Here is a 16,532-nt window from a genome sequence, read left to right on the forward strand (position 1 = left end):
TGTAATATGGAAAATGTAGAAAAAGTTGAAATTGCTCAACAAACATTATTGGAGTTTCTTGATAAAATAAATAATTGGAACATATATGCAGCAAAATATATTAAATCTAACGGATTTAATGCCCAGATAAAAAAAGAACTGATAGAACCGCTAAAAGTAATTTTGAAAAAATATTGTACTGAAAAATTATCTAAAGATTTGTCTGCAAGTTGTTCCGAAATTTCTGGCTATGACATTCATTTCTTATCTATTGATAAATATGAAATAATAACAAAAAATAAAATATGTTTTTTTATTACAGAATCAAATAGAAGTAAAAACACATATCGATACACCATGATATATAGAGATGAAAAATGGAGGATAGATCAAAAACAAGTTTTTAGAAAATTTAATAATAAATGGGAAAAAAGCTATATTTAATTATGCATTTCATTTTCTAAATACCTCCGATGCCGCTCGTTTATAACGAGTGGCTTACTCTTTTCTTCACAGCAAGCGGTCACTTTCTCTCTAAATTTTACATTTTTTTAGAATAAAGTGACCCCTTGTAGACGAACAAATACTCCCCCCGATGCCACTCGTTTATAACGAGTGGCTTACTCTTTTTCTTCACAACAAGCGGTCACTTTCTCTCTAAATTTTGCACTTTTTGGGAATAAAGTGACCCCTTGTAGCCATTTACCAACAAGGGCATCAACTCAACCCCCTTAACGATAACCATTACCGCTACGACAACGCAGGCAGATTAAGCGAAAAAACCGAAATCCGAGACGGTTTTCGTAAACAAACCACCTACTTCCGTTGGAATGCGAATAATCAACTCACGGGAATCACCAACAACCAAGGTGAAGTGTGGTATTATCAATACGATGCCCTTGGGCGACGCATTTCAAAAGCATGTCCACAACAGCAGCTGAAAATCACCTACCTGTGGGACGGCGACCAACTGGCTTACACCCAAACTGTTAAACAAAACAAACTGACAAGCCAACGCCACAGTGTGTTTCACGGTTGGCAACTCACCGCCCAACAAGACCGTTATCAGCAAAGCCAACAAACTCTAGATGGCAATAAAACTGAATGGAAGCATGAAACCCACTATGCCATCACTCAACCCAATGGCAAAGTGCTAGGTTTACTCAGCCCAGAAGGCAAACTGAAATGGAAAGATGAGAAGCGAAGCGTATGGGGCTTACTGTTCCCAAATGATTATCGCAAAACCAGCCCGCTAGACCCACAGCTTTTATTTGCAGGACAATACACCGACCCAGAAAGTGGCTTAGCCTATAACCGCTTTCGGTATTATGAGCCAGAGAGTGGGAATTATATCAGCTCAGATCCGATTGGGTTACAAGGTGGAGAACGACCGTTTGGGTATGTGGGCAATCCGCTGGATTGGGTGGATTTGTTTGGGTTGGCTGGGTGTGCAACTATAGAAAATGGTGTGTTAAAGATAAAAAATAAATTTACCCCCGATAGTTTAGAATCCAAGGAATTAACTGAGTTTATAGACAGATGGAATGAACAGATAAAACATACTGGTGGAAATATGACAAGACAAACTGTTGACAAGTCCAGCAGACGAGCAGCAAGCAGAGCAGCAAAATTGGAAAAATTACAAAATCCTGATTTGTATTCCAATGGTAAAGTTGCAGGACATATATCTGATGTTGGTTGGGGAGGAAGAATTGATGGACCATTTATGCCGTTAAGTCCATCTGTTAATTCTTATATAGGTGGAGCAACTCAGGCTATACCAATAGGTACTACTTATACATTAGTACAATTAGTATAATTCTGTTTATATTGGGAGAATATATGACTAAAGAATTACTTGAACAAATTATAAAAGAAATTTGTGCCAAAAAGGATGAGCATTATTTAGATGGCTATGATATTGATAAAATTCCAACCTTAGAAAAAAATGTTTATCGCATAGCAACACCAATGCTACAAACTCGGTTTAAATTATTGGACCATTTAATTGACGCAACTCATGGCGATTGGTTGTCTATTTCAGAAATGGAAATGTTATGGGATGATTCTATTTCAGATCATAGAATTCAGCAAATCAAAAACATCTTTCTTTCACATATAAATAACTGGGAAAATAATGCTGGCTCTCTATTTAAAGCGGATAGATTAAGTTTATTTGCTGGTAGTGCATACTCAAATGAACATATTTATCTATTATGGTTAGATGGTTATGATGAACCTGAATTATGGGTATATGATGCAAATGGGGAAGCTAGATATAAAAATCTAGATGAATATTTAATTTCTTATATTAAAGATGATTTATCTCAATATGATAAGAAATGGATATTATAATTTTTTATCTCTTTAAAGCCCTGGATGCCGCTCGTTTATAACGAGTGGCTTACTCTTTTTCTTCACAACAAGCGGTCACCTTCTCTTTAGGTTTCGCACTTTTTTGGAATAAAGTGACCCCTTGTCGTCTCGAGTGATAACGCTAAATTATCTCTATTTCACCCCTCCCTGCTCGTTAATTAACCATGTACTTTCCTCTTCATTCATCATAAACTATGTCTTATTTTTATTGATATTTTCTGTCTTTACATAAAAGAGACAAGCTATGGCAGATTCTCCCGACATCGTCCAACGTATCACTCAACGCATCAATGCCTTTCCTCGCTCTACCATGCAGCTTGGAGCACCGTGTGATGTCGTCATGCCTGCCGCTCGGGTCGGAGATATCATCAATCACACTAGCTTTTGGTCCGCCTTAGCCGGTGCTGTGGTCGGGGCTATGGTAAATTCAGCACCTTACTTACTCTGCGGTCTATTAGGACCGTTTGGAGCTGCAGCCCGAATAGCATTGACCATTGGCAGTTTAACCAATAATGACCCAACACCTAGCTGGGCAGATAAAGCAGCTAAGGAAACCGAAGAGTTTATTAACGAGATTTTTGATTAGCCTGATGGTAAAATCACTCTTGGAACACCTAATGTATTAGTCAATAATCAACCGATTGCCACAACACTTATCCCTAATTCAATTGCTTGTAACAACCACGCTTTACAAATGATTGCCGAAGGCAGTGAAACGGTTTTTATTGCGGATAAAAATGTGGCTCGAAAGGGGGATAAAACCACTTGCGGAGCGATTATTCAAAACGGCTCGCCTAATGTCTTTATCGGCTCGGGCAAAGCACAGCTTGCTAAAATTGCAGATGATTTGTCATTTGTTGAAAAACGCTTTTAGTTGCAGTTGATATGGGATTCCCACTCTCGAAGAAAACAATGAAAAATGGGTTGGGGAAAATTAGGTTGGGGATTGATCATGTCGCTCATATGTGAAAGGGTTACCAAAAATAAATGTTAATTTATCTAATAAAATTAAAGATAAAAAATTAGATGCTGGAACGCCAGAGCATAAAGCTCAACGCTGGAAAGAATATCAAAATAGACTAAGTAATAAGCCCAAATGGAAATATGAACGTTGGAGTAGGCAATATGATATTAACATCAAAAACTCTAAACATGGATTAGAGCGAGAAAAATTATATCGGGAAAAATTTGGTGGTAAATCCGAAGTCTTAAAAACCAAAATCACATATCGACAAATAGACATCAGCAAAGAGGTATATTTAGGTCAATTAAAAACAGGTAAAGTTTCTCTTACCAAAAAAGCTAAAATTGACATTGCAAAAGATATATTACTTCAAAAGAAAGGATATGAAGTAGAGTACATTTTGGAGAAAGGCGCATCTAAACCTTTCTTAAATGCTTTAGAGAAAAACAACATAAAATACACAATTGGATCAAAATTATGACTAAAAAAAGATTAGATGAAAAGCAAGCGATTGAAGATTTTAACTTATTTTTATTTCATATTGATGACTATCTAGATGAACTAATTGAAAAAGCAGAAAATCAAGGGTTTAATTTGGATTATTCTTTGGAAAGTTTAATTAACTTGGCTAAATTTGTAAGAAGAAACCAGATTATCAACGATAAAAATCACATTGCAGACTTCGCAAATTGCTGGATATATCTAGGGGAAGTGTTTAGAAAAGTGGCAGAAAATTCATATTGGACGGTTGGACTTGATGATATAAAAAATATGAATTACGGCCTATATTTTATCACTGGATATGATGATGAGATGTCTGAGTTTATTCCTATTCTTTATTTAAATAATTTCACGCTAAGTGGTGAAGATAAATTAGATAATAATTTTTTCTATGAACTTGTTAGATTTGAGATAAATCCCGTTATTCCAGATTTAGATGAATTTCCAACTGAAGACAGCTATTCCACCTAAATCTATTGATGATTTACCTGAAAATGCAATAATGAATATTAAATTATTATTGGAGAATAAAATGAATCCAACGAATGAGTTTATTAGTCGAAATATTGATACTTATATTAAAACAGCAAATGTGCCAGAAGATATCATTAATAAATACAAATCTCTTCTTCCTGAAGAGCTCATTTATATTTGGAAGAAAATGGGATTTGGCATTTATGAAAATGGTTTTTTACAACTCATCAACCCTGAAGAATTTAATTTCATTTTTGAATATATTGATATACTTCTAGAGCCCCGGATGCCGCTCGTTTATAACGAGTGGCTTACTCTTTTTCTTCACAATAAGCGGTCACTTTCCCTTTAAATTTTGCACTTTTTTAGAATAAAGTAACCCCTTGTAGACGGACAAATACTCGCCCTTCTCAATCCACAAGACAAAAAAGTTTGAGCGAAAGCAAAAAGCACCCTTTGGGGATTACTGTTCCCAAATGACTATCGCAAAACCAGCCCGCTAGACCCGCAGCTTTTATTTGCAGGGCAATACACCGACCAAGAAAGTGGCTTAGCCTATAACCGCTTTCGGTATTATGACCCAGAGAGTGGGAATTATATTTCGAGTGACCCGATTGGGTTGAATGGTGGGGCAACTCCATATAATTATGTCAGCAACCCATGGATCTATATCGACCCTTATGGTTTAAAACCCAACCCCATCCTATTTAGTGAATGGATAAACAAAGGTGGCTCAGGCTATTCTAATTATATTAGTGATGTATACACAGGTATTACTAATAATTTTGATAGACGGGTTAGAGAGCATGCAGGGACTAAAGGTCAATTAAGAAAATTACCACACACAGGAAAATTAACAAGAAATCAGGCAAGAAGCGTAGAGCAAGCAATTATTCATCATAGGGAATTGAATGGCATAAAAGGAAAAAATGCAATTAATAGCATCAGCCCTAAACGTGCAATTTATGATGATGCGATTGCTTGGGGAGAGGACTGGATTCGTAAAAATGATCCAAAATTAGCTCAATAATTAGGAATCAAGAAATGCTAAAGAAAATGACAACCTTACAATTTATAAAAAAATCCAGACCAAAATTAAAACAAGGTGATGTTTTTTATTATCTAATAAATAATAAATACTATTTGGGGACTGTATTGCTTACACAATTAGATAGAGATATTAAAGATAACACTGCGATAGTTGTATTACTTACAAACTATTCAATCGAAGATATTCATGACTTTTCTATTGAAAAATTACATAAAAAAATAGAAGAACTAAGTCTAATAGCCCCCCCAACTTTAATCAACAAAAAAGCTTGGAATTTAGGTTACTTTGTTAATTTAACAAACGTAAATTATCTTAATAAAGAAATTCTAAATTTATTACGATTTGAATGCTGGGATCATCTATGTGACTATCAATATAATCCTAGTTATAACATTCCAGAATTAAAATTATTTGGCAGTTCAGGAATATATGGATATGAAGGTATTGAATATATTATTCAAATAGGACTTGGATTGTTTTATGATAATAATGAGAAACCATATAAATACTATGAAGATAGTGATTTTAAAAAATATATAAAAAATCATAAATTACCTTACTGGTACTATAATGCGATTGGACAAACTGAAATTATCCCTTGATAATGCAAAGAAAAAAGCACGCCCCGATGCCGCTCGTTTATAACTAGTGGCTTACTTTTTTCTCCACAGCAAGCGGTCACTTTCTCTTTAAATTTTGCACTTTTTTAGAATAAAGTGACCCCTTGTAGCCATTTACCAACAAGGGCATCAACTCAACCGCCTTAACGACAACCATTACCGCTACGACAAAGCTGGCAGATTAACCGAAAAAACCGAAATCCGAGACGGTTTTCGTAAACAAACCACCTACTTCCGCTGGAATGCGAATAATCAACTCACGGGCATCACCAACAATCAAGGCGAAGTGTGGTATTATCAATACGATGCCCTTGGGCGACGGATTTCAAAAGCATGTCCGCAACAACAGCTGAGAATCACCTACCTGTGGGACGGCGACCAACTGGCTTACACCCAAACCGTTAAACAAGACAAACTGATAAGCCAACGCCACAGCGTGTTTCACGGCTGGCAACTCATCGCCCAACAGAACTGTTATCAGCAAAGCCAACAAACTCTAGACGGCAATAAAACTGAATGGAAGCATGAAACCCACTATGCCATCACTCAACCCAATGGCAAAGTGCTAGGTTTGCTCAGCCCAGAAGGTAAACTGAAATGGAAAGATGAGAAGCGAAGCGTATGGGGCTTGCTGTTCCCAAATGACTATCGCAAAACCAGCCCGCTAGACCCACAGCTTTTATTTGCAGGACAATACACCGACCCAGAAAGTGGCTTAGCCTATAACCGCTTTAGATACTATGACCCAGAGAGTGGGAATTATATCAGCTCAGATCCGATAGGGTTGAATGGTGGGGAACAGCCTTATCGTTACACTCAAAATACGATGGATTGGGTTGATGTTTTAGGGTTGGCAAGATGCCATGGATTACCATCAACAAGAAAGGCTGGTGGAACAGGGAAAACTTATGATCCGATTAATGGACAGGGTTTGTATGTTCTGCGAGATCCAATCACAAACCAAATAAAATATGTTGGTCGTGGGGATGCTTACGCGAGGGGAATTGCCCATAAATTATCAACAGATAAGAAACACTTAATACAAGATATATTATCGCCTAACAACCTAACCAAAGAGGAGGCTAAATATTTGGAGCAGAGATTAATGGATTATTTTGGTGGTGCTCAATCCACTAATCCAATGACTAATTTAATGAATAAAATTAGATCATATTCCCAAGCTAATCCAAATGCTAGGTACTATGATATAGCTGGTGACTCATTTGGGTGGGGCAAGAAATACTATCCGATATTATGAAAAAATTATAGGAGCTATGATGAAACACAAAAAATTTCAAGAGGGTGATATATTTTTTATTAATGATATATCATGCAAGGATGAATATCTTTCATTTAATGGAGAACATCGAATAGGGAAATTAGTATACTTATCATCATTATTTAAAAAAATGATTGGTTTTATGCCATCAAAAAATACTTATTCATCAATTCCTAGCGATCTAAAAATAGAATTTCTCCCAACCGTAATGTATACGGTAGATTCCGAATTAAAAAATGGAAATTGGACTATAATTTCTCATCAGAATGTTACAGATGAAGAAATATTACTGACTAAACGCAGAGTAGGAAATGTATTAATGCTTAAAGATCAAGAAATTAGGGTTTGTACAGATGACGATTATAAGAAATATAAAAACCAAGGTTTTGCTGGTTTGGGTGCTATACATTATCTATTAAGGAATCTTTAATTTTTTGTTCCCAATGTCACTGGTTTGTAACGAGTTACTCACATTCTCAGACCCACAACAAGTGGTCACTTTCTCTGAATTTTGCACTTTTTTAGAATAAAGTGACACCTCCGATGCCGCTCGTTTATAACGAGTGGCTTACTTTTTTTCTCCACAACAAGCGGTCAAACTCTCTTTAAATTTTGCACTTTTTTGGAATAAAGTGACCCCTTGTAGACGGACAAGTACTCGCCCTGTTCAATCCTCAAGACAAAAAAGTTTGAGCGAAAGCAAAAGCACCCTTTGGGGATTACTGTTCCCAAATGACTATCGCAAAATCAGCCCGCTTGACCCACAGCTTTTATTTGCAGGACAATATACTGCCCCAGAAAGTGGCTTAGCCTATAACCGCTTTTGGTATTATGACCCGGAAAGTGGGAATTATATCAGCTCAGATCCGATTGGGTTGAATGGTGGGGAAAGACCGTTTGGGTATGTGGGCAATCCGCTGGATTGGGTGGATTTGTTTGGGTTGGCAGGATGCCCCGTGTCCAAATATGAAGTAGGAGCTTTTGATGATTTAAAAAGACGCTCTATAGCTTGAGATAACCTAGATATTCATCATGTAGTGCAAAAATATCCTGCTGGACAGGTTATTTCTGGATATGACCCTAGTAAAGCCCCATCAATTGCAATACCTAAAGCTGAACATATGCAAATTCCAACAATAAAAGGAGAATATACTGGATCAGCTAGAGATTTATTAGCAAAAGATATTAGTGACTTAAGAAAATATACAAAAGTTCCAAGCTCTGCAATTAAAGAATTGATAGCACTTAATAAATCAAGGTTTCCATCTGTATTTAGCAAATAATAAGGAATTTTACATGAATATGAGAGAAGTATTTATAAAACAAATTTATCAACAGATAGGAGTGGAGGGAATTAATATGATAACTTCCATACTTAACGACCCGCCAGGGAGAAAGCCAAAACAAAAACTGAAAGAATTATCTGAATATGTTAATAGCAAATCTGAAGATGAAAAGAAAAAAATAATAGAGATCATAGAGTTGTCTATTAATTCTACCATATTTAATATGCTGTGTGTTTTCGATCAAGTTAATAAATTAGATGATAATATAGATAATATCAAATTATCTATTCTTTGCAACAATCAAGAAATCTTATTAAATGATTTCACCAAACAAGACTTACACGATTTATTTAATATTGAAACTGGTAATACGAGATAAAGGAGCTGCAATAAAATTAGAAGGTAATGCTTTTACTCAACTAGGAACACCTCATTATGAAGCCCCGATGCCACTCATTTATAACGAGTGGCTTACTCTTTTCTTCACAGAAAACGCTCACTTTCCCTTTAAATTTTGCACTTTTTTAGAATAAAGTAACCCCTTGTAGACGGACAAATACTCGCCCTGCTCAATCCACAAGGCAAAAAAGTTTGGGCGAAAGAAAAAAGCACCCTTTGGGGTTTGCTGTATTCAGTCAATCGCTCCCAAGGGGAAAAATTGGGATTGAATATCTTCCCCACTAAAATAACAGGAGTATTTAATGTTATTAACAGACAATGAACTAAAACTTTTTAACAAAAAAATTGAGAAAGGAAATATATTAGATGAAAAAGGAAAACATCAAGAAGCAATAAAAATCTATTTAGATGTCTGGAATAATCTACCAGAACCTAAATTAAATCAGCCAGAAAGAATTGCAAATTGGTTAATGGATTGCATCGTCAATTATTATATAGACCAAAAAGACTTTCTGAATGCTAAACTTTGGGCTGAAAAAACGCTCGACACAGAGAGAGCTAAAGATCCAATAAATTTTTATGAGCATTTTCAAATGGGAGTTATTTATTTTGAATTAAACGAATACGATAAAGCGATGGATTCTTTTGAAATCGTATATCAACGAGCTCAAAAAAGAGGGTTTCAAGAGTTTGATAAAAAATATTGGGAATTCTATGCTGAAAATAAAAAATAATTCATATTGCCGCTTGGTTTTTTAATGAGCCGCTAAATTTCTTTTTAATATCAAAAAATAGTCTTCCTCTTTAACTTTTGCATATCACAAATACAAACGTTTGATTAGAACTGACCGTTCTTTTAACAACGGGTAAAACCCCACCGATTCTTTGAGCTTTTTGGGCATAACGAGTCCCTTGTAGATCCGATTATGCAATATTAAACTAGTTTCCCCTTTGTTTTGCCTTCTATTAGAGATGCATTTGCGTTGAGATTGCTCTTGCCTCCATAAATAGGATTTTTACCAAGGTATCCTATGTTTCCAACTCGTCGCTTGCCGTTCTCACTTTTTCGTCTAAATGCCCTTCGTTAGACGAAATCGCAAACCTTACTATCCCTCATCAACCGCACCAATAGAAATAGTCCACTTGCCAGCAATTTCTCGAATGCGTTCATATTCTTCAAAAGAGAAAATCATAAATAAACAGCTGTCATTGCCGTTCCAATAATGACAAAGAGTATAATTTTGTGGGGCAAGTGCTTGTTGAACGTAAGGGTAGAGTGCGTCATTATAGGTTTCTTCAGGGCATTTGAGCTTGATTTTATTGGTCAACATACTATTGACCGCATCTTCCAATTCTTCCGCATCAAATTTCCAATCTGTCAATTTAGAAAGGGCTTGTTGTTCGAGAATATCCGCCAAACTTAGGCTCGGATAATGTTGACCGTCCACAACAAATGCATTTTCATCCCAATCGAAATATTCATCATAATGTTCGTGTTCAGGATCTTCTGGCAAAATCCCTTTTTCTTGCCAATACAAATACCCATCCGCCCATTCACCTTGTGCTTCAAAAAGAGCTGTAATGTCATCGATATATTGTTCTATAAACTCATCATCAACGAGTGATAAGCGTAAAAGTTCGGTGAGATCTTGTTTTAATTCGGTGTTCATTTTTACATCGTGCCGTTAGTGTAATGTGGATATTTTCTTTACTTAGAATAATCCCTCGCCCCAAAAATCGCAGTCCCAATTCTTACCATGGTTGAGCCACATTGAATGGCACTTGCCATGTCATCGGTCATGCCCATTGAGAGGGTGTCGATTTGTGCACCGGGTAAGGCTTGTTTGAGTTGTTCAAATAAGGTGTGCATTTGGCTAAATGCCTGTTCTTGTGTGGCAAGATCGTCTGTTGGGGCGGGGATTGCCATGAGCCCACGGAGGCATAAGTGCGGTAGATTTTGAATATGTTTTGCCAGTTCTAGCATGTCTTTGGGTTGAATGCCTGATTTGCTGTCTTCGTCGCTGATGTTAATTTGAATTAACACATTCAGGGGTTTTTTATAATGTGGGCGTTGTTCGTTAAGGCGGTCGGCGATTTTGGGACGGTCGATGGTTTGCATCCAGTCAAAATGTTCTGCCACCAGTTTGGTTTTGTTGGATTGAAGTGGGCCGATGAAATGCCATTCTAATATGATGTTTTGTGCCTCGAAGTGTTGAATTTTTTCTACTCCTTCTTGTACATAGTTTTCGCCGAAAGCGATTTGTCCTGCTTGGTAAGCTTGGTAAATGTCTTCAACGGGTTTGGTTTTGGAAACTGCCAATAATTTGACCGCACTTTCTGGGCGTTGTGCCTGTTGTGTGGCGTGCTGAATATTGTGATGAATGTGTGCTAAATTTTGTGCGATTGTCATAGGGGAAATCCTATCTCTTCATGGGGGAAAATTGGTTAAAAATAAAATTTTGTGCCGATATATTACAAGATGTTCTGGCTTTTTAAAAATTTATCCTGTTTTTTCATTTTCTGTTTGACAAGGTGGGGAAATTTCGGTATTTCTTACGCATTGTTTTCTATTTTATCGTCAGCCTATGCATAATTCGACTTGTTCAGTTCAAATGATTATGACCACAACCACCACCATTATTATTAGTCATGGTGCGGGTTAGTGCATAGGGAAAACAGGATTCCACAAAACCCGTACTGAATATAGGCAGTACGGGTTTTTTTATGACATTTTTTATAATGACTTATATTACACAACATCGGGAGATTATCATGCGAGTATTAAAATTTGGTGGCACTTCCTTAGCCAATCCGGAACGTTTTTCGCAGGCTGCACAACTTATTGAAAAAGCCCATTTTGAAGAACAAGCCGCAGGCGTTTTATCCGCCCCCGCTAAAATAACCAATCACCTTGTCGCCCTTTCTGAAAAAGCCAGTTTAAATCAACCTACAGATTCTCATTTCAATGAAGCCTTAGACATTTTCTATAACATTATTAATGGGTTGTATGCGGAAAATAATGATTTTGATCTTGCAGGTACAAAAGCCTTAATTGATGCGGAATTTGCCCAAATTCAGGGGCTGTTAGAAGACATTCGTCAACAAGGTTTTGTTTCTGATGCGGTGAAAGCCACGATTGATTGTCGTGGGGAAAAATTATCTATCGCCATGATGAAAGCGTGGTTTGAGGCTCGTGGTTATAATGTGACGGTGATTAATCCCGTTGAAAAATTATTAGCCAAAGGCAGTTATTTAGAATCTTCGGTAGATATTGATGAGTCAATTAAACGTGTGGATGCGAACGCTATTCCAACGAAAAATGTGGTGTTAATGGCAGGCTTTACGGCAGGTAATGAAAAGGGTGAACTTGTCTTGTTGGGTCGTAACGGTTCTGATTATTCTGCGGCGTGTTTGGCTGCCTGTTTAGGGGCAAGTGTTTGCGAAATTTGGACGGATGTGGATGGCGTGTACACTTGTGATCCTCGTTTAGTGCCTGATGCACATTTATTACCGAGCCTGTCTTATCGTGAAGCCATGGAGCTTTCCTATTTTGGGGCGAAAGTGATTCACCCTCGAACTATTGGTCCATTAGTGCAAAAAAATATTCCTTGTTTAATTAAAAATACGGGAAATCCTTCTGCACCAGGTTCGATTATTGATGGTAATGAGCAATCTGAACAGTTACAAGTGAAAGGGATCACTAACCTTGATAACGTGGCGATGTTTAACGTATCAGGCCCAGGTATGCAAGGTATGGTGGGAATGGCGGCTCGTGTGTTCTCTGCCATGTCTAACGCAGGCATTTCGGTGATTTTAATTACCCAATCTTCTTCTGAATATAGTATTAGTTTCTGCGTGCCAGCGAAATCTGTGGATAAAGCAAAACAAGTGTTAGAAAAAGAGTTTGAGCAAGAATTGAATACTGAGGCACTTGAACCAATTGATGTGATCAAAGATTTATCGATCATTTCGGTGGTGGGTGATGGCATGAAACAAGCCAAAGGCATTGCATCACGTTTCTTCTCCGCATTAGCACAAGCCAATATTAGTATTGTTGCCATTGCTCAGGGATCTTCCGAACGTTCGATTTCTGCGGTAGTACCATTAAATAAAGCGATTGAAGCGGTGAAATCTACTCACCAAATGCTTTTTAATAATAAAAAAGTGGTGGATGTGTTCTTAGTCGGTGTTGGTGGTGTCGGTGGTGAATTAATTGAACAAATTAAAAACCAGAAAGAATACTTAGCGAAAAAAGACATTGAAATCCGCGTGTGTGCCATTGCGAACTCAAATAAAATGCTACTTAAAGCCGATGGGCTTAATTTAGAGCATTGGCAGGCTGATTTGGAAACTGCCACTCAGCCTTCTGATTTCGATGTGTTGTTATCTTTTATTAAATTGCATCATGTGGTGAATCCTGTGTTTGTGGATTGTACATCGGCAGAGTCTGTTTCTGGTTTATATGCGAGAGCTTTAAAAGAAGGTTTCCATGTGGTGACACCAAATAAAAAAGCCAACACCCGTGATTTAGCTTATTATAATACCTTGCGTGAAAATGCCCGTAGTCATCACCGCAAATTCTTATATGACACCAATGTTGGAGCAGGCTTGCCAGTGATTGAAAACTTACAAAATTTATTGGCAGCAGGTGACGAAGTGGTGAAATTTACGGGGATTTTATCGGGATCGTTATCCTTTATTTTCGGTGAATTAGAAAATGGCTTGTCTTTATCGGAAGCGACCGCATTAGCACGTGAAAAAGGCTTTACCGAACCGGATCCAAGAGAAGATTTATCAGGTCAAGATGTGGCACGTAAATTATTGATCTTGGCGCGTGAAACGGGCTTACCGCTTGAATTATCAGATGTGGAGGTGGAAAGTGTGTTACCTAAAGGGTTTGCAGAAGGAAAATCCGTGTCTGAATTTATGGCGATGTTACCTGAATTAGATGCAGAATTTGCACAGCGTGTGGCAGAGGCGAAAGCAGAAGGTAAAGTGTTACGTTATGTAGGACAACTCGAAAACGCTCAATGCAAAGTTTCTATTATTGCCGTAGATGAAAATGATCCGCTTTACAAAGTCAAAAATGGTGAAAATGCGTTAGCCTTTTATACCACTTATTATCAACCAGCACCGTTACTTCTCCGTGGATATGGTGCGGGTAATGCGGTTACCGCAGCAGGTATTTTTGCCGATATTTTAAGAACGTTACAGCATTAATGGGAGAATGAAATGCTCAGAATTTATGCACCAGCATCGAGTGCAAATTTAAGCGTCGGATTTGACACCTTGGGGGCAGCATTGTCCCCGATTGATGGATCATTGCTCGGTGATGTGGTTCAAGTCGACGCCATTCCTGAGGGCTTTGAATTAGAAAGTGCGGGTTATTTTGTCCGAAAATTACCTAAAGAACCGCAAAAAAATATTGTGTATCAAGCTTATGTGTTATTTAGTGAGCGTTTGAAACTTCGCAATATTACAGTGCGTCCACTTCGCTTAACCTTAGAAAAAAATATGCCAATTGGTTCAGGGTTAGGATCGAGTGCGTGCTCGATCGTCGCAACCTTAGTGGCGTTAAATAAATTTCATCGTGAAGGGGATGTGGAACCATTTTCTAAAATGGAATTATTGGAAATGATGGGTGAGCTAGAAGGGCGTATTTCGGGTTCTGTGCATTATGATAATGTTGCACCTTGCTATTTAGGTGGGGTGCAACTGATGGTGGAATCCTTAGGCAATATTTGCCAGAGTTTACCTTTCTTTGATGAGTGGTTCTGGGTGCTTGCTTACCCAGGGATTGAAGTGTCCACCGCACAAGCCCGTGCCATATTGCCAAAAAGCTATACGCGACAAGAGGTGATTTCACAGGCTCGTTATTTGGGCAGTTTTGTTCATGCTTGTCATACGAAACAAGCTCAATTAGCGGCATTAATGATGAAAGATGTGATTGCCGAGCCTTATCGTGAATCATTGTTACCTAATTTTGCCGAAGTCAAACAAGCTACACGAGATCTTGGGGCATTAGCCACAGGGATTTCAGGATCTGGCCCAACCATGTTTGCCATCGCACCTGATTTAGCCACGGCAATGAAAGTTTCAACCTATTTAGAAACTCATTATTTACAAAATAACGAAGGCTTTGTGCACATTTGCAAAGTGGATAATCAAGGGGCGAGAGCACTCGATTAATTGAATAACGGAAAAGCATATGAATTTATATAATATTAAACACCCTGAAGAACAGGTCAATTTCGCCCAAGCAGTACGTCAAGGGCTAGGTAAAAATCAAGGTTTATTTTTCCCTGAAACGCTCCCACATTTTGAGGATATTGAAGGGTTGCTTGCATTACCTTTAGTTGAGCGTAGCCAAAAAATCTTGGCTGCATTAATTGGTGAAGAAATTGCCGACAGTCAGTTGGCACAAATGGTGCAAAATGCCTTCACCTTTCCCGCCCCTATCACCAAAGTGGAAGAGGGCGTGTATGCCTTAGAACTTTTCCACGGTCCAACGTTAGCGTTTAAAGACTTTGGTGGTCGCTTTATGGCTCAAGCATTAGCTAGCGTGCGTGGCGATGGCAAAATTACCATTTTAACGGCAACCTCAGGCGATACAGGGGCAGCAGTGGCTCATGCATTTTATGGTTTAAAAAATATTGATGTGGTGATTTTATATCCGCAAGGCAAAATCAGTCCGTTACAAGAAAAGCTATTTTGCACATTAGGGGGCAATATCCGCACGGTGGCGATTAAAGGGGATTTTGACGCTTGCCAAGCCTTAGTGAAACAAGCCTTTGATGATGCCGAATTACGCCAAGCTATCGGCTTAAATTCTGCAAACTCCATTAATATTAGCCGTTTATTAGCCCAAGTTTGTTATTACTTTGAAGCGGTTGCACAATTGCCTAAAGCGACTCGTGATAATCTTGTGGTTTCGGTGCCAAGTGGTAACTTTGGTAACCTAACGGCAGGGTTAATTGCCAAATCGTTAGGCTTACCGATTAAACGTTTTGTGGCGTCAACCAATGTGAATGATACGGTACCACGTTATTTACGCAGTGGAAATTGGGCACCGAATGACACCGTGGCAACCTTATCCAATGCGATGGATGTCAGCCGTCCGAATAACTGGCCACGAGTGGAAGAACTCTTTAAACGTAATGGTTGGGCATTATCAGACTTACATTCTGATGCCGTAAATGACAGTGAAACGGAAGAAACACTCAAAGCAATGTATGCGAAAGGGTATTTATGCGAACCACATGGTGCTGTGGCTTATCGTGTGTTGAAACAAGATCTGCAAGTGGGCGAGACAGGTATTTTCCTTTGTACCGCACACCCTGCGAAATTTAAGGAAAGTGTAGAACGTATTTTATCTCTTGAGTTGGATTTGCCGGAAGCCTTAGCCAAACACGACAAACTTCCGTTACTTTCTGATGTGATGGAAAATGATTTTGCCCAGCTACGTCAGTATTTATTAGCCAAGTAAAGGGATAAACACGCACACACTGAGCTGAAAAGTGCGGTCTGTTTTCACAAAAAATCCTCATAAGTGATGCTTATGAGGATTTTCTCTTTCATCGCAAAAATTGCAAATTTAGTCGGA

General features: G+C 38.0%; 21 protein-coding genes. 19 read left to right on the forward strand and 2 right to left on the reverse strand.

Annotated features, from left to right (window positions below; translation table 11 throughout):
* The first annotated feature begins 6 nt into the window (after nt 1-6).
* From ACPEEM_RS01730 to ACPEEM_RS01805, 16 genes are all read left to right on the forward strand, one after another.
* A complete protein-coding gene (locus ACPEEM_RS01730; RefSeq protein WP_424407517.1) occupies nt 7-423 on the forward strand; it encodes an NTF2 fold immunity protein in 417 nt (138 codons plus the stop codon).
* A gap of 430 nt (nt 424-853) precedes the next feature.
* Nucleotides 854-1,798 (forward strand): RHS repeat-associated core domain-containing protein, encoded by a 945-nt coding sequence (locus ACPEEM_RS01735; protein WP_424407519.1) that lies wholly within the window; start codon nt 854-856, stop codon nt 1,796-1,798.
* 23 nt (nt 1,799-1,821) lie between these two features.
* Nucleotides 1,822-2,334, forward strand: a complete 513-nt coding sequence (locus ACPEEM_RS01740; RefSeq protein WP_424402565.1) for a hypothetical protein — start codon at nt 1,822-1,824, stop codon at nt 2,332-2,334.
* 265 nt (nt 2,335-2,599) lie between these two features.
* Nucleotides 2,600-2,941 (forward strand): hypothetical protein, encoded by a 342-nt coding sequence (locus tag ACPEEM_RS01745; RefSeq protein WP_424407521.1) that lies wholly within the window; start codon nt 2,600-2,602, stop codon nt 2,939-2,941.
* A 12-nt stretch (nt 2,942-2,953) separates the two neighbouring features.
* Nucleotides 2,954-3,229: a PAAR domain-containing protein gene (locus ACPEEM_RS01750; protein WP_424408193.1), complete on the forward strand. Its 276-nt coding sequence runs from the start codon at nt 2,954-2,956 to the stop codon at nt 3,227-3,229.
* A gap of 91 nt (nt 3,230-3,320) precedes the next feature.
* On the forward strand, nt 3,321-3,800 hold the full coding sequence (locus ACPEEM_RS01755) for a hypothetical protein (RefSeq protein WP_424407523.1): 480 nt from the start codon (nt 3,321-3,323) through the stop codon (nt 3,798-3,800).
* Nucleotides 3,797-4,291, forward strand: a complete 495-nt coding sequence (locus ACPEEM_RS01760) for a hypothetical protein (RefSeq protein WP_424402558.1) — start codon at nt 3,797-3,799, stop codon at nt 4,289-4,291. Before ACPEEM_RS01755 ends, ACPEEM_RS01760 begins: the two co-directional genes overlap by 4 nt.
* A 61-nt stretch (nt 4,292-4,352) precedes the next feature.
* Entirely contained in the window at nt 4,353-4,646 is a 294-nt protein-coding gene (locus ACPEEM_RS01765; protein WP_424402559.1) for a GAD-like domain-containing protein, read from the forward strand.
* Nucleotides 4,647-4,760: 114 nt separating this feature from the next.
* The gene (locus ACPEEM_RS01770) at nt 4,761-5,324 is read left to right on the forward strand and encodes an RHS repeat-associated core domain-containing protein (RefSeq protein ID WP_424408195.1); all 564 of its coding nucleotides are present in this window, start codon (nt 4,761-4,763) and stop codon (nt 5,322-5,324) included.
* Nucleotides 5,325-5,338: 14 nt separating this feature from the next.
* Nucleotides 5,339-5,947, forward strand: a complete 609-nt coding sequence (locus ACPEEM_RS01775; protein WP_424407525.1) for a hypothetical protein — start codon at nt 5,339-5,341, stop codon at nt 5,945-5,947.
* Nucleotides 5,948-6,251: 304 nt separating this feature from the next.
* A complete protein-coding gene (locus ACPEEM_RS01780; protein WP_424407527.1) occupies nt 6,252-7,223 on the forward strand; it encodes an RHS repeat-associated core domain-containing protein in 972 nt (323 codons plus the stop codon).
* A 16-nt stretch (nt 7,224-7,239) separates the two neighbouring features.
* Nucleotides 7,240-7,674, forward strand: a complete 435-nt coding sequence (locus ACPEEM_RS01785; protein WP_424402563.1) for a hypothetical protein — start codon at nt 7,240-7,242, stop codon at nt 7,672-7,674.
* 259 nt (nt 7,675-7,933) lie between these two features.
* A complete protein-coding gene (locus ACPEEM_RS01790; protein WP_424407529.1) occupies nt 7,934-8,257 on the forward strand; it encodes an RHS repeat-associated core domain-containing protein in 324 nt (107 codons plus the stop codon).
* A 24-nt stretch (nt 8,258-8,281) separates the two neighbouring features.
* Entirely contained in the window at nt 8,282-8,527 is a 246-nt protein-coding gene (locus tag ACPEEM_RS01795) for a hypothetical protein (RefSeq protein WP_424407531.1), read from the forward strand.
* A 13-nt stretch (nt 8,528-8,540) separates the two neighbouring features.
* Nucleotides 8,541-8,909 (forward strand): hypothetical protein, encoded by a 369-nt coding sequence (locus tag ACPEEM_RS01800; protein ID WP_424407533.1) that lies wholly within the window; start codon nt 8,541-8,543, stop codon nt 8,907-8,909.
* A gap of 322 nt (nt 8,910-9,231) precedes the next feature.
* Entirely contained in the window at nt 9,232-9,663 is a 432-nt protein-coding gene (locus tag ACPEEM_RS01805) for a hypothetical protein (RefSeq protein WP_424407534.1), read from the forward strand.
* A gap of 372 nt (nt 9,664-10,035) precedes the next feature.
* On the opposite strand, the gene ACPEEM_RS01810 is transcribed toward ACPEEM_RS01805, so the two are convergent.
* On the reverse strand, nt 10,036-10,599 hold the full coding sequence (locus ACPEEM_RS01810) for a DUF6630 family protein (RefSeq protein WP_424407536.1): 564 nt from the start codon (nt 10,597-10,599) through the stop codon (nt 10,036-10,038).
* A gap of 38 nt (nt 10,600-10,637) precedes the next feature.
* Nucleotides 10,638-11,339, reverse strand: a complete 702-nt coding sequence (locus ACPEEM_RS01815) for a YggS family pyridoxal phosphate-dependent enzyme (protein ID WP_424407538.1) — start codon at nt 11,337-11,339, stop codon at nt 10,638-10,640.
* 362 nt (nt 11,340-11,701) lie between these two features.
* Here ACPEEM_RS01815 and thrA point away from each other — a divergent pair, with 362 nt between their 5' ends.
* From thrA to thrC, 3 genes are read left to right on the forward strand one after another with little or no spacing between them, the layout of a single operon-like run.
* On the forward strand, nt 11,702-14,149 hold the full coding sequence (gene thrA / locus ACPEEM_RS01820; RefSeq protein WP_424408197.1) for a bifunctional aspartate kinase/homoserine dehydrogenase I: 2,448 nt from the start codon (nt 11,702-11,704) through the stop codon (nt 14,147-14,149).
* A 12-nt stretch (nt 14,150-14,161) separates the two neighbouring features.
* Nucleotides 14,162-15,118 (forward strand): homoserine kinase, encoded by a 957-nt coding sequence (gene thrB, locus ACPEEM_RS01825; RefSeq protein WP_424402570.1) that lies wholly within the window; start codon nt 14,162-14,164, stop codon nt 15,116-15,118.
* Between the two features lie 19 nt (nt 15,119-15,137).
* Nucleotides 15,138-16,415, forward strand: coding sequence for a threonine synthase (gene thrC, locus ACPEEM_RS01830; RefSeq protein WP_424407540.1), 1,278 nt, complete (start codon nt 15,138-15,140; stop codon nt 16,413-16,415).
* Nucleotides 16,416-16,532: the final 117 nt, after the last annotated feature.

It is taken from the genome of Pasteurella pantherarum (genome assembly GCF_049670885.1).
Lineage (GTDB): Bacteria > Pseudomonadota > Gammaproteobacteria > Enterobacterales > Pasteurellaceae > Pasteurella.

Coding starts and splice junctions, on each gene's coding strand:
- ACPEEM_RS01730 (WP_424407517.1), top strand. CDS start 7: ATGGAAAATGTAGAAAAAGTTGAAATTGCTCAACAAACATTATTGGAG.
- ACPEEM_RS01740 (WP_424402565.1), top strand. CDS start 1,822: ATGACTAAAGAATTACTTGAACAAATTATAAAAGAAATTTGTGCCAAA.
- ACPEEM_RS01745 (WP_424407521.1), top strand. CDS start 2,600: ATGGCAGATTCTCCCGACATCGTCCAACGTATCACTCAACGCATCAAT.
- ACPEEM_RS01760 (WP_424402558.1), top strand. CDS start 3,797: ATGACTAAAAAAAGATTAGATGAAAAGCAAGCGATTGAAGATTTTAAC.
- ACPEEM_RS01765 (WP_424402559.1), top strand. CDS start 4,353: ATGAATCCAACGAATGAGTTTATTAGTCGAAATATTGATACTTATATT.
- ACPEEM_RS01775 (WP_424407525.1), top strand. CDS start 5,339: ATGCTAAAGAAAATGACAACCTTACAATTTATAAAAAAATCCAGACCA.
- ACPEEM_RS01785 (WP_424402563.1), top strand. CDS start 7,240: ATGATGAAACACAAAAAATTTCAAGAGGGTGATATATTTTTTATTAAT.
- ACPEEM_RS01800 (WP_424407533.1), top strand. CDS start 8,541: ATGAATATGAGAGAAGTATTTATAAAACAAATTTATCAACAGATAGGA.
- ACPEEM_RS01805 (WP_424407534.1), top strand. CDS start 9,232: ATGTTATTAACAGACAATGAACTAAAACTTTTTAACAAAAAAATTGAG.
- ACPEEM_RS01810 (WP_424407536.1), bottom strand. CDS start 10,599: ATGAACACCGAATTAAAACAAGATCTCACCGAACTTTTACGCTTATCA.
- ACPEEM_RS01815 (WP_424407538.1), bottom strand. CDS start 11,339: ATGACAATCGCACAAAATTTAGCACACATTCATCACAATATTCAGCAC.
- thrA (WP_424408197.1), top strand. CDS start 11,702: ATGCGAGTATTAAAATTTGGTGGCACTTCCTTAGCCAATCCGGAACGT.
- thrB (WP_424402570.1), top strand. CDS start 14,162: ATGCTCAGAATTTATGCACCAGCATCGAGTGCAAATTTAAGCGTCGGA.
- thrC (WP_424407540.1), top strand. CDS start 15,138: ATGAATTTATATAATATTAAACACCCTGAAGAACAGGTCAATTTCGCC.